Consider the following 12,358-nt stretch of genomic DNA (forward strand, 5'->3'; position numbering starts at 1 on the left):
CGGGACGGCGTGTGCAACCTATCCCCTGATGCTGACCAGCGAGGGCGCGGCCAGCGCGCCGACCACCGCGCCGATGATCAGGAACAGCACGATATAGACGATGATCACGACCACCGTGTAACCGATCGCCTTGTCCTGCGGCGCCTTCATCACCACCGGCAGGCCGAGGTACAGCAAGTAAAGCCCGTACAGCGCGAACAGAAGGCTGATGATGCCGAGCGCCGGGATGAGCCCGAAGACACCGCCCACCCAGCCGGCCGTCCCGGCGTACGCGGCGACCTTCAGCGCCTGCACCTGATCCTTCTGGCCGCCGAAACTCGGCGCGAGGCCGTCGATGACGAGGGCGAGGATGAAGACCGTCGCGAGCGAGAGGCCGTAGGTCACGATTGCCGTCACGAGCGCGCCGACCAACGGCGGATGATAGGTGATCCCGAGCATCGAGATGCCGAAGAGCTGCCCGCCGATAAAGCCGGCCAGCGGCCCGATCGCTGCGAGCAAGACCACATAAGGCACATAGATCGACTGCGTCGTCGCGGGCTCGGCAGCGATGACGGGCCAGGTTTCCTTGGGCTTGAGAAGGATATCCTTCGCCCGGCTGATAACGCCCGCGGCCATCGGCGGAAGATTGTTCGAAGGTATTTCGGTCATGAAAAGCGCCTCCCCTGGGTCAAGACGGCCCGCAAACCCGAACCGGTCGGGCGAAGGCCGAGGGAGCAAGCTAGCCCGAACGGCCAACGCATCTGTAATCCCCGTCACAGGGCCGGAATCGGCCTGCCGCGGTACCCGCCAGTGTAACGGACTTGAAACGGGCGTAAATAGCCATAGATTGACGATATGACGTCAAAGACACCTTCCGGTTCGCCGGGCCAGATTCCCCCTCTCGTTGCCGCTCCGCTCATCGAACGCGCGCGCTTTGCCCCTGGCGATATCGTCCGCCACCGCCTGTTCGACTTTCGCGGCGTCGTTTTCGACGTCGATCCGGTCTTTTCGAACAGCGACGAATGGTACGAGGCTATCCCCGAGGCCATTCGTCCGGCAAAGGAGCAACCCTTTTACCACCTGCTCGCCGAAAATGAGGATTCATCCTATATCGCCTATGTCAGCCAGCAAAATCTGGTCGGCGATTCAGAGCAGGGTCCGGTCGATCATCCGCAGATCGAGGTGCTGTTCGACGGGATGGCGAAGGGCCGTTATCGCGTTCGTTCGATCCACCGGCACTGATCGCGCGACTTTGGGCGCGCGTCAGGCCTTCAGCTTCCATCCCGACACGAGCAGGCGATAGGTAATCACGCCGAGCACGATGTTGGTCGCGACCAGCACCAGCGCCGCGGTCAGCACAGGATGGGAGATCGTCGAGTCGACGGTCCCGATGAAGCCGAAACGAAAACCCATGATCGCATAATAGACGGGATTTGCGTGCGCGACGCCCTGAAACCACGGCGCGAGGCGGTCGACCGAATAGAAGGTGCCCGACAGCAGTGCGAGCGGCGTGACGACAAAATTGGTCACCGCAGCGGCATGATCGAACTTTTCGGCCCAGACAGAAGTGACGAGGCCCAGAAAGCCGAGCATCATCGCGCCCAGCACGCCGAACAGCGCGACCGCCCACAGATGGTCAGGCCCGACATGGACCCCGGGCCAGAGCAGCATCGCAAGCCAGAGGGCGAAGCCGACGAGGATCGCGCGGGTGACTGCGGCGCCGATCAGCGCGGTGACCAGTTCGCCGACGCCGAGCGGCGGCATCAGATAGTCGACGATCGTGCCCTGGATCTTGCCGACGAGCAGCGAGAAGCTGGAATTCGCGAAGCTGTTCTGCAGCATCGCCATCATGATCAGCCCCGGCGCGATGAAGTCGGCAAAGGGCACGCCGATGACTTTCCGCCCCGCGCCGCCCAGCGCAACGGTGAAAATGACCAGAAAAAGAAGGGTCGTTACCGCCGGAGCCCAGATTGTCTGGAGCTGGACCTTGAAAAAGCGCCGCACCTCCTTGACATATAGGGCCTGCAGGCCGGGCACGTTCAGCGTCCGGATATGCGGGACGCCGGGTTCGGCAAACGCCGGCGCCGCGGCGTTGTTGTTCGAGTCGGATCGCGAAATTTGGGGCTGGTCGTTCATGGCGTTCTCGCCTATCGCCTCCCCGATCTTACCGCAAGCTGGGCAGCGACTGGAACCGGTCCCCAAAAGGATCGGTAACGCGGATCGCCGGACGCCCCTTGCGTGGAATGATGAGGAATTGAAACATGTCATGGACCGATGAGCGCATCGAGCAGCTGCGCAGCATGTGGGAAAAGGGCCTGACCGCCAGCCAGATCGCCGACGAACTTGGCGGGGTCAGCCGCAATGCGGTGATCGGCAAGGCGCATCGCCTGGGCCTGAAGTCGCGCCCGTCGCCGGTGAAGGCGACCGAAAAGGTCGCGAAGCCCGTAAAGGCGCCCACCGCGCCCAAGCCTGCCTCGCCGGCGCCTGCCGCGCCGCGCGCAGCGGCGCCCGTCGCGCCCCGTCCGGCTCCAGCGGTGCCGAAACCTGAACCCAAGCCGGTCGTCGAAGCATCGGCCGAGGATGGCTCCGAAGCGCCGCCGAAGCCCGATGCGCCGCGCATCGTCTCGATCGGCCCCGGCGGCTTCATTCGCCAGGGTCCGGGCGACCAGCAGGCGCCGATCCCGCCCGCGCCGCCGCGGCGACTGGTGCCCGCGAAGCCGAGCCCCGAGATCGCCGACAAGACGAGCCTGCTCGACCTCAATGACCGTATCTGCCGCTGGCCGATGGGGCATCCGGGCGAGCCAGACTTCCATTTCTGCGGTGTCGCGGTGAACCCCGGCTTCCCCTATTGCGTCGAGCATTGCGGCCGCGCCTATCAGGCTCAGCTTCCGCGCGGCACGCGCCGTCCGCCCCCGCCCCCGCCGTTCGGTGGTCCCCGGGTTCGTTAAGACGCGTCCGGTGAAGCCGTTCGGGCAGGATTTCCACTTTGCCCGCACGCTCGGCCTGGAGTTGGTCGAGCGCGGCGATGGCCGCTGCGTGATGGGGATCGACATCGAACGCGAGCGGCACTTCAACCCGCAGGGCGCGGCGCATGGCGGGGTCGCCTATAGCCTCGCGGATTCGGCGATGGGCGGTGCGATCACCAGCCTGCTCCCCGACGATCAATGGTGCGCGACGCTGGAGATCAAGTTCAACTACCATGCGCGCGTCGTCGAGGGTCGGCTGACGTGCGAGGCCGAGGTGCTGCATCGGGGCAAGCGCGTCGCCAATATCGATGCCCGGCTCTACCAGGAAGGCAAGCTGGTCAGCAGCGCAAACGGCAATTTCGCTATTTTCCCGGCGCCGAGCCTGTCCTGAACAGGCGAAAGGCGCCGGAGCCCACACGGTCCGGCGCCTCCCCGTCCGCTTTCCGAGAGGTCAGAAACGGAAGCTCAATGTCCCGCGCACGCTGTGCGTGCGAAAATGCGCACCGCTGCGCTGGATATCCGTGCCGCCACTGTCGAGCAGGAAGGGGTTTGTCGCCGGCGCGGTGCCGGGGCCGACATTCACGGCATAATCGTCGTCCTTAACATCGGTGTAGAGATATTCGAGGCCGACCGCGATGCTGTTGGTGACCATGATTTCGGCACCGCCGCCCGCGGCATAGCCCCAGCCATTGGTCTTTCCGTTGTCTGCGAAGCTATTCGCGGCGTTGGTCGTTGCGAACTTGTTGTCCAGCCGCGCATAGGCCGGGCCGCCGGTTACATAGAAAAGCGCGCCGCCGCCGGGGGTATAACCCGCACGCAGGCGGAGACTGCCCTGATAATCGCCTTCGCGGCTCATTGTATAGCTGGCGGGGGTAGTCGAAAAGCCGCTGACGCTATCGCGCGCGACACTGTGGCCGCCCTCCAGCAAAGCGCCTACGACGAAATTGCCCATGCGCTGGTCGACGCCGATACGACCGAAGAATTCGGGCCCGTCCTTGTCATTGCGACACCCGATGTTCGCCGTGCCGGTCGCGGTGCCGTTGCAGAAACCCGGCGAGAATGCGTTTGCGCCAGCCACCGTCGTGACGGTATCGCCATAGGCGCCGTCGCGATCGGTGTCGAAGACCAACGTTTCACCGCGATCGCTGCCCTGCAGAGTGCCACCGCCGCCGATCGTGACATAGGCGCCGTTGAAGTCCTGCGACTTGTCGCGGCCACCGGTTTCCTGCGCCATCGCCGGGGCGGCGGTCAGAACCGCTGCGGAAAAAGCGAGGAGAGCTGTAAATTTCATATTATTCTCCACTTTTTGAATGACTTTGCAGTCGGTGGAGCAACCCCCGTAGGATGGACCGGTTTCATCGCCGTGCTGAAAACGGGACGAACCGAGGCCGCCAAATCGGGCCGTGGCGCCATGAAAAGCGCGCTTGCCAGCGGCCTTTATGGACCCGTATAGCCATATTATGAGTCACGATTTGTTCGACAGCAACCAGCCCGCGACCGAAAGCTACAACGCCTCGCAGATCGAGGTTCTGGAAGGGCTCGAACCTGTCCGCCGCCGTCCGGGCATGTATATCGGTGGTACCGACGAGCGGGCGCTCCATCACCTTGCTGCCGAAGTCATCGACAACAGTATGGACGAAGCCGTTGCCGGCCATGCGACGCGCATCGAGATCATTCTCGATGTCGGCAACCGCCTGACGGTAATCGACAACGGCCGCGGTATGCCGGTCGACCCGCACCCGAAATTCCCCGGCAAATCGGCGCTCGAGGTCATCATGACCATGCTCCATTCGGGCGGCAAGTTCGAGGGCAAGGCCTATGCTACCTCTGGCGGTCTCCACGGGGTCGGCGTCAGCGTCGTGAACGCGCTGTCGATTGAAACCACGATCGAAGTTGCGCGATCCAAGCAATTGTACAGACAGTCTTTTTCGCAAGGCGTTCCGCAAGGCCCGCTCGAGGAGCTCGGCCGTACCCCGAACCGCCGCGGCACCAGCGTGTCGTTCGTTCCCGACCCCGCAATCTTTGGCGAGCATGGCCGCTTCAAGCCGCAGCGCCTGTACCGGATGGCGCGGTCGAAGGCCTATCTGTTCGCGGGCGTCGAGATCCGCTGGAAATGCGCGCCCGAGCTGATCGGCGACGACACGCCCGCCGAGGCCGTGTTCCAGTTTCCCGGCGGCCTCGCCGACCATTTGAAGGAGCAGATCGGGACGCGCGAATGCGCGACCGCCGAACCCTTCGTCGGTCGGCAGGATTTTTCCGGCGAGCAGGGGCGCGCCGAATGGGCGATCGCCTGGCCGCTGTGGTCGGACGGCAGCTATAGCTGGTATTGCAACACCATTCCGACGCCCGCCGGCGGTACGCATGAGGCGGGGCTGCGGGCCGCGCTGACCAAGGGGCTGCGCGCCTTCGGCGAGTTGATCGGGCAAAAGAAGGCGGCGCAGATCACCGCCGAGGACGTGTTCAACGGCGGCGAGATGATGCTGTCGGTGTTCATCCGTGATCCGCAGTTTCAGAGCCAGACGAAAGACCGGCTTTCGAGCCCGGAAGCGGCGCGTTTCACCGAAAATGCGGTGCGCGACCATTTCGACCATTTTCTGTCGGACAATATGGATCGCGGCCGTGCGTTGCTCGGGCTGGTCCTCGAACGGATGGACGAGCGTTTGAAGCGCAAGGCCGAGCGCGAGGTCAAGCGCAAGACCGCGACGAGCGGCCGCAAATTGCGTCTGCCCGGAAAGCTCACCGACTGTGCCAACGATGGACCGGAAGGCACTGAATTATTTATTGTCGAAGGCGATAGCGCGGGCGGGAGTGCGAAGCAGGCGCGCGACCGCAAGACGCAGGCGATCCTGCCGATCCGTGGCAAGATCCTCAACGTGGCCAGCGCAAGCGCCGACAAGATCCGCGCCAATCAGGAAATCGCCGACCTCGCGCTCGCGCTCGGCTGTGGAATGCGCAAGGATTGCGACGCCGATCGGCTGCGCTATGACAAGATAGTGATCATGACTGATGCTGATGTCGACGGCGCCCACATCGCGACCTTGCTGATGACCTTCTTCTTTCAGGAAATGCCCGACATTGTACGCAACGGGCATGTCTATCTGGCGCAGCCGCCGCTTTATCGGCTGACGGCGGGCGCGACTTCGGCCTATGCGCGCGACGACGCACACCGTGCGGAGCTGGAAGCGACAGTTTTCAAAGGAAAAAAGGTCGACGTGGGGCGTTTCAAGGGTCTCGGTGAGATGAATCCGAACCAGCTCAAGGAAACGACGATGGACCCGGCGACGCGCTCGCTGCTCAAAGTCACGCTGCCGCAGGAATATGAGGAGCGTCAGGGCGTCAAGGATCTCGTCGACCGATTGATGGGCAAACATCCCGAGCATCGCTTCCAGTTCATCCAGGCAAACGCCGCGACGCTCGACGAGGCGTCGATCGACGCCTGATATGCGCGCAACGGGGTATCGCCGCTTTCTCTTCGCGATTGCGGCGCTGCCTTGCTCGTTGTTGTCGCTGTCAACATCGGCGCAGACTGCGGCTGAGCAGACCGCTCCGGCGACCACCGCGTTCGAGCGCCGGACCGCGCAATTGCCCGATGTTGTCGCCGGAAACATTGCATTTGACGACTATTTCGCACCCATGTTCCGGGCTGAGGTTCCGCAGTCCCGGTTTGCGGAGATCACCCGGAGCCTCATCGCGCAATATGGGCGTCCGCTAGGTGTCGAGTCCGCGCAATCGGCGGACGGCCGCTCGGGAACGCTCAAGCTTCGGTTTGAAAAAGGGACGGCGACAGTCAGGCTCGATGTCGGAGCGACCGCGGACGAGCGCGTTACCGGCCTGCTGATTACGGGCTTTACCGTCGATGGCGACGACTTCCATCGCATTGCCGGCGATCTGGCGGGCCTGCCGGGCGCCACAGGCTTTCTGGTCGCCGAAATCGACGGCGATGCCATCCGCACCATTGCGAGTGCGAACGCCGATCGACAATATGCGGTCGGCTCGACCTTCAAACTCTATATCCTCGACGAGCTTGCCGCCCAGATCGCGGCGGGCAAGCGGCGCTGGCGCGACGTGGTCCTCCTGTCGCATTCCAGTTTCTCGTCGGCCGCCACGGCAAACTGGCCGAAGGACACGCCCGTCACGCTGCAGACGCTGGCGAACTGGATGATTTCGGTGAGCGACAATGGCGCGGCGGATACATTGCTCCATCTTCTCGGCCGCGATGCGATCGAGGCGCGGATGCGAGCGGCGGGGCATAGCGAGCCCTCGCGCAATATCCCCTTTCTCTCGACCGTCGAGGCCTTCGCACTCAAGGGCAATAATTTCACCGCCGAACGTGCAGCCTTCATCGGCGCGGACGACAAGGCGCAGCGCAGGCTGATCGATGCCAACGCCGGCCGACTGACCCTCGCCAATGTCGACGGCGTCAGTTTTACGGCGGGGCCACGCTTCATCGGCGAGCTGGAATGGTTCGCGTCGCCGCGGGATATCGCACGGCTGATGGCCGACCTGCGCCGGCGCAATTCGGCACCGATGATGGCTGCGATGGCAATCAACAACGGCGTTGGACCGGTCGCGGCCGAGCCGTGGCGCTACCTCGGCTACAAGGGCGGATCCGAAAACGGCGTGTTATCGATGAGCCTGCTCGGCCAGCGCAAGTCGGACGGCAAATGGTTCGTCGTGACCGCGAGCTGGAACAATCCCGAGGCCAATGTCGAAACCGACCGGCTGGTCGGACTGGTGAGGCGCCTGCTGGCGCTCGCCGCCAAATGATCAGACCGTCAGCGCAGCGACCAGCGCCTTGACTTTGGTCTGCCGCCACTGCGGGGTCGGGGCGACGAGCCAATAGCCGCGTTTGACGGCAAAGGCCTCGCGCACCAGCCGGACGCGGCCAGCGGCGATATCGGCCTCGGCCAGCATCGCGGGGACGTTCGCATAGCCCAGACCGTTGGCTGCAGCGTCGATCGCAAGCCCGGCATCGCCGAGGCGCAAGGCCGGCTCGCCTTCATCGACCGGGCATCCGGGCCAGGCGATGCGCGTGTCGCTGTCGCTGCCGGGCCCCGCGACGGTCACCATCATCGCCTCGGCGAGCGGTACGCCTTCATGCTCGCCGGCTCCGTCGGTCCAGAAGATCGCAAGGTCGAGGTTCGCTTCGGTGAAGTCGATCCCGCCATCGGCCGAAACGAGCGTGAAGCGCACATCGGGTGCCTGCTGGCTGTAACGCGCGAGCCGGGGTGCGAGCCATTTTGCGGTGAGGTCGCGCGGCGCGGCAATCGTCAGCGACTGCGACGATTGCCCGGCCTGCATGGCGCGAACCGATTCCTCGAACTGCAGGAAGCCCTGGCGCAGGGCATCGAGGCCGGCATTCGCCTCGCCCGTCAGTTCGAGCCCCTTTGGCGTGCGGCGGAACAGCACCACGCCAAGCATGTCCTCGAGCGCGCGGATCTGCTGGCCGACGGCCGCGGGAGTCACGGCGAGCTCGTCGGCTGCGCGCGTGAAGCTCAAATGCCGGGCAGCGGCGTCGAAAACGCGAAGCGCGTTGAGCGGCAGGTGGGTGCGCTTCATGACGCGGTCGCAGGCGCCACGAGGGGAAAGTGCGGGATGGCAACGAGCATCTGCGAATCGTCGCCCAGCTCCATCGTATAGCTGCCGACCATCGACCCCTCGGGGGTCGGCAGCGGGCAACCGGAAACATAGTCGAACGCGCCGCCGGGCAGGATCAGCGGCTGTTCACCGACGACGCCCTCCCCCTCGACTTCGCTGATCTGGCCGCGCCCGTCGCTGATCCGCCAGTGACGGGTGAGGAGCTGCGCGGGTACCTCGCCATGATTCTCGATCCGGACATGATAGGCCCAGAACCAGCGACTGAGCGCCGGGTGCGACTGTTCGGGCAGATAGCTGACCGACACACGCACGGTGATCGGCCCCGTGGTCGCCGAGAAAGGGAAGAAGGAGTCGATCATCTCCATCGCAAAGTCGCCTAAAGCCCGACCTTGGTCAATGCCTGGTCCAGATCGGCGATCACATCGCGCGGATCTTCGAGGCCGACATTGATACGCAGCATCCCCTCGACGACGCCCATGTCCGCGCGTGCTTCGGCGCTGACGCTATAGTGGGTGGTCGATGCGGGATGGCAGCAAAGGCTCACCGCGTCTCCGATATTGTTACTGATATCGACGAGTTCCAGCGCGTTGAGCATCGCCATGGCCTGCGCGCGGTCCTCTAGGACGAACGAGAAGATCGGGCCGCACGCCTCCATCTGGCTCATCGCCAGATTATGCTGCGGGTGGCTGGCGAGGCCAGGGTGCAGGATGCGCGGGACGCGGCTCTCGACGAACTTGCCGACCGCGAGCGCGTTTTCCGATTGGCGCCGCGCGCGAAGATCGAGCGTCTCGAGTCCTTTCAGCACCACCCACGCATTGAACGGCGACAGGTTCGGCCCGGTGTTTCGCTGGAACGGCAGCAGCACATCGTTGATGAACTTCTCGCTCCCGCAAACGGCGCCCGCAAGAACACGGCCCTGCCCGTCCATCAACTTGGTCGCCGAGTAAGCGACGACGTCGGCGCCGAACTCGAGCGGCCGCTGGAGCACGGCAGTGGCGAACGCATTGTCGACAACGGTCGTGATGCCATGCGCCTTCGCGAGCGCGCAGACACGCTTCATGTCGACGATATCCATCGTCGGATTGGCCGGAGTCTCGAAAAAGAAGACCTTCGTGTTCGGCCTGATCGCCTTTTCCCACGCGTCGTTGTCGCGGCCGTCGACGACGGTCGTCTCGATCCCGAAGCGGGGGCACAGGCTGTCGACCAGCCAGCGGCACGATCCGAACGCTGCCTTGCCGGCGACGATATGGTCGCCCGCGGACAATTGGCACAGCAATGCCGTCGTCATCGCCGCCATCCCCGTCGCCTGGGCACGGCACGCCTCGGCACCCTCCATCAGCGCGATCCGTTCCTCCAGCATCGCGACGGTCGGATTCTGCAGCCGCGAATAGGTCATGCCCGGCGCTTCGCCGGCAAAGCGCGCCGCGACCTCTTCGGCGCTGTCATAGGTGTAGCCGGACGTCAGGAAGAGCGCCTCCGACGTCTCGCCATGTTCGCTGCGCCAGGTGCCGCCGCGCACGGCCTGCGTTGCCGGATGCCAGCCCCTTGTCTTGCTGCGATCGAAACCCGTGGTCTTTTTCATGCCATCGTCCGTAAAACTAGTTTGTCAGCGCGGCAACGACCGCGTCACCCAAGGCCGCGGTGCCCATATTGCCGCCGAGATCGGCGCCGCGGCAGCCTTCGGCAAGCACCCTGGCCACCGCTGCCTCGATCCGCGCGGCATTGGCTTCGTCGCCGCCCGAATGGCGGAGCAGCATTGCGAGCGACAGGATCATCGCCAGCGGGTTCGCGATCCCCTTCCCCGCGATGTCGGGCGCGCTGCCATGGATCGGCTCGTAAAGCCCCGTCGTTCCTTCGCCAAGCGATGCCGATGCGAGCAGTCCGATCGACCCCACGCACATCGACGCCTGATCCGACAGAATGTCGCCGAACAGATTGCCGGTCACGACCACATCGAACTGGCCGGGATTGCGCACCAGCTGCATCGCGGCATTGTCGACATACATATGGCTGAGCTCGACGTCGGGATAGTCCTTCGCGACTTCGATCACTACGTCGCGCCACAGCTGCGAGGTTTCGAGCACATTCGCCTTGTCGACCGAGCAAAGGCGCTTGCGGCGTCCTTGCGCCGCACGGAAGGCGACATGCGCGATGCGCCGTACTTCGCTCTCGCTGTACGACATGATGTCATAGCCTTCGCGCTCGCCGCTTGCCGTCTTGCGCGTGCCCTTCTCGCCGAAATAGACGTCGCCGTTGAGCTCGCGAACGATCAGCAGGTCGATCGCCGAGGCGACTTCGGGACGCAGCGCCGAACTGCCCTCCAGCCCCGGGAACAGTTTCGCGGGGCGAAGGTTGGCAAACAGCCCAAGCTCCGAACGCAGTCCGAGGATCGCCTGCTCGGGGCGCAGGTGGCGCGGGGCGCTGTCAAACCGCGCATCGCCGACGGCGCCGAACAGCAGCGCATCCGCGGCCTTTGCCTTCGCCAGGGTCTCGGGCGGCAGCGGATGGCCGGTCGCTTCATAAGCGGCGCCCCCGACAAGCGCGCGGTCGAGCATCACCGGCAGGGCAAGCGCCGCGATTACCTTCTCGGCTTCCGCCATGATTTCCGGACCGATACCGTCGCCGGCCAACAGCAGGATTTTCAATGCTTCGCCCTTTCGTGTCCCGCCAGCCGCTTAGACAGCGGCGACGCGTCACGCAACCGCCCTGCCCAGCCGGTCGACCAATCTTTCTCTTACCGTCAGCAAGTCACGGTTGCGCCCGTCGAGGACGTCACGGGCGAGGAAATGGCCGGTGATGGTCAGCGCGTCGAGCACATCGGTCATCGAAGGGCTGGCGTCGAGGCCGCGCAGGAAAGGTGGCAGTCGAAAAAGTCGCCCTTCATAGCCTTGCGCCGCCCCGATGCTGACCGCCCCGCCCGACTTGGGGCTGACGAAAGCGAGGTCGTCGAGTGCGCCTGTCACAACACATTGTTCGAGGTCGAGGCCAAACCCGAGTTCGGCGAGCAGCAACAGTTCGTACCGCGCCAAGGCGGCCGCCCATTGGCGTGCCGATGCCGCCACGCCGATTGCATCGAGGACCGCGGAAAGCGCCGCATGGAGCGCGGGATAGGGTTGGCTTTCGGGCAGCGTCGCGGCGGTCAGGCTTGTCGCCCAATCGATCGAAGCCGCCGCAAGCGGTTCGGCCAGCAGGGGCGCACGGCTCTGCAGCAGTTCAACCGTCGCACCGCCAAGCTGTTCCTCGGTTCGCGCGCGAAGGTCGAGCGCTACGAGATTGCCCGGTATCAGGATCGGTCGAAGCCGCCTCGACCGCCCGCCGCGGACATAACCCGCAACGAGCCCAGCCTCCTGCGTCAGCGCGCGCAGGATCGCGCCATGCTCGCCATGCGCGCGCACCGCGCAGACGATCGCATCGGCGGTCAGGCTGGCCAAAGCACCATCTGCGTTTGCGTCACCAGCGCAACCTCGGCGCCTTCTTCGGTTCGGATGCGGGTCTGCCAGACCGACAGGCGCTTGCCGATCTTCACCGGGGTGGCCTCGCCGACGAGGATCGAGCCAACCGGGCCACCGCCGAGAAAATTGGTCTTGCTCTCGATCGTCGTCGTGCCCGTGGCCCCCTCGGGCAAGGTCAGGAACGCCCCGACCGCACCGAGGCAGTCCGCAAAGGCCATAATCGCGCCGCCATGGACGATGTTGCCCGCGGTGCAGATCTCGGGTCGTACCGGGAGCTTGCCTGCGACCCGGTCCTTGCTGCCCTCGTGGATCGAGACGCCCAGCGTTCCAGCGAGCGGCATCGTTGCTGCGAAATCCATGTGC

Annotated in this window: 14 protein-coding genes; 5 read left to right on the forward strand and 9 right to left on the reverse strand. The window is 64.7% G+C overall.

Annotated features, from left to right (window positions below):
• Window positions 1–18: 18 nt before the first annotated feature.
• Window positions 19–648, reverse strand: a complete 630-nt coding sequence (locus tag QOL79_RS08995) for a Yip1 family protein (protein WP_283419374.1) — start codon at window positions 646–648, stop codon at window positions 19–21.
• Window positions 649–834: 186 nt separating this feature from the next.
• Here QOL79_RS08995 and hspQ point away from each other — a divergent pair, with 186 nt between their 5' ends.
• Complete coding sequence (gene hspQ, locus QOL79_RS09000; RefSeq protein ID WP_204992804.1) at window positions 835–1,221, forward strand: heat shock protein HspQ; 387 nt, start codon at window positions 835–837, stop codon at window positions 1,219–1,221.
• 21 nt (window positions 1,222–1,242) lie between these two features.
• Here the strand turns inward: hspQ and QOL79_RS09005 are convergent, their stop codons facing one another.
• Window positions 1,243–2,115: an ABC transporter permease gene (locus tag QOL79_RS09005; protein WP_283419375.1), complete on the reverse strand. Its 873-nt coding sequence runs from the start codon at window positions 2,113–2,115 to the stop codon at window positions 1,243–1,245.
• A 125-nt stretch (window positions 2,116–2,240) separates the two neighbouring features.
• Here QOL79_RS09005 and QOL79_RS09010 point away from each other — a divergent pair, with 125 nt between their 5' ends.
• Both QOL79_RS09010 and QOL79_RS09015 read left to right on the forward strand, forming a co-directional pair.
• Window positions 2,241–2,927 (forward strand): GcrA family cell cycle regulator, encoded by a 687-nt coding sequence (locus QOL79_RS09010; RefSeq protein WP_058455860.1) that lies wholly within the window; start codon window positions 2,241–2,243, stop codon window positions 2,925–2,927.
• A 10-nt stretch (window positions 2,928–2,937) separates the two neighbouring features.
• Complete coding sequence (locus tag QOL79_RS09015; protein WP_204992807.1) at window positions 2,938–3,336, forward strand: PaaI family thioesterase; 399 nt, start codon at window positions 2,938–2,940, stop codon at window positions 3,334–3,336.
• A 60-nt stretch (window positions 3,337–3,396) separates the two neighbouring features.
• Here the strand turns inward: QOL79_RS09015 and QOL79_RS09020 are convergent, their stop codons facing one another.
• On the reverse strand, window positions 3,397–4,236 hold the full coding sequence (locus QOL79_RS09020) for an outer membrane protein (RefSeq protein WP_283419376.1): 840 nt from the start codon (window positions 4,234–4,236) through the stop codon (window positions 3,397–3,399).
• A 169-nt stretch (window positions 4,237–4,405) separates the two neighbouring features.
• Between QOL79_RS09020 and parE the strand changes: the two genes are divergently transcribed.
• Together parE and QOL79_RS09030 are read left to right on the forward strand one after the other, a co-directional pair.
• The gene (gene parE, locus QOL79_RS09025; protein WP_283419377.1) at window positions 4,406–6,385 is read left to right on the forward strand and encodes a DNA topoisomerase IV subunit B; all 1,980 of its coding nucleotides are present in this window, start codon (window positions 4,406–4,408) and stop codon (window positions 6,383–6,385) included.
• 193 nt (window positions 6,386–6,578) lie between these two features.
• Window positions 6,579–7,712: a serine hydrolase gene (locus QOL79_RS09030; protein ID WP_283419378.1), complete on the forward strand. Its 1,134-nt coding sequence runs from the start codon at window positions 6,579–6,581 to the stop codon at window positions 7,710–7,712.
• Here QOL79_RS09030 and QOL79_RS09035 read toward each other — a convergent pair whose 3' ends face one another.
• From QOL79_RS09035 to QOL79_RS09060, 6 genes are read right to left on the reverse strand one after another with little or no spacing between them, the layout of a single operon-like run.
• The gene (locus QOL79_RS09035; RefSeq protein WP_058455855.1) at window positions 7,713–8,504 is read right to left on the reverse strand and encodes a LysR substrate-binding domain-containing protein; all 792 of its coding nucleotides are present in this window, start codon (window positions 8,502–8,504) and stop codon (window positions 7,713–7,715) included.
• Window positions 8,501–8,902: a Co2+/Mg2+ efflux facilitator ApaG/CorD gene (apaG, locus tag QOL79_RS09040; protein ID WP_058455914.1), complete on the reverse strand. Its 402-nt coding sequence runs from the start codon at window positions 8,900–8,902 to the stop codon at window positions 8,501–8,503. The genes QOL79_RS09035 and apaG overlap by 4 nt, the downstream gene beginning before the upstream one ends.
• 17 nt (window positions 8,903–8,919) lie before the next feature.
• On the reverse strand, window positions 8,920–10,125 hold the full coding sequence (locus QOL79_RS09045) for a trans-sulfuration enzyme family protein (RefSeq protein ID WP_058455854.1): 1,206 nt from the start codon (window positions 10,123–10,125) through the stop codon (window positions 8,920–8,922).
• A gap of 16 nt (window positions 10,126–10,141) precedes the next feature.
• Window positions 10,142–11,188, reverse strand: a complete 1,047-nt coding sequence (leuB, locus tag QOL79_RS09050; RefSeq protein WP_058455853.1) for a 3-isopropylmalate dehydrogenase — start codon at window positions 11,186–11,188, stop codon at window positions 10,142–10,144.
• Between the two features lie 48 nt (window positions 11,189–11,236).
• A complete protein-coding gene (gene recO / locus QOL79_RS09055) occupies window positions 11,237–11,974 on the reverse strand; it encodes a DNA repair protein RecO (protein ID WP_058455852.1) in 738 nt (245 codons plus the stop codon).
• On the reverse strand, window positions 11,962–12,354 hold the full coding sequence (locus tag QOL79_RS09060) for a PaaI family thioesterase (protein ID WP_058455851.1): 393 nt from the start codon (window positions 12,352–12,354) through the stop codon (window positions 11,962–11,964). The genes recO and QOL79_RS09060 overlap by 13 nt, the downstream gene beginning before the upstream one ends.
• Between the last annotated feature and the right edge of the window lie 4 nt (window positions 12,355–12,358).

This window comes from Sphingopyxis sp. Geo48 (assembly GCF_949769155.1).
Classification (GTDB): domain Bacteria; phylum Pseudomonadota; class Alphaproteobacteria; order Sphingomonadales; family Sphingomonadaceae; genus Sphingopyxis.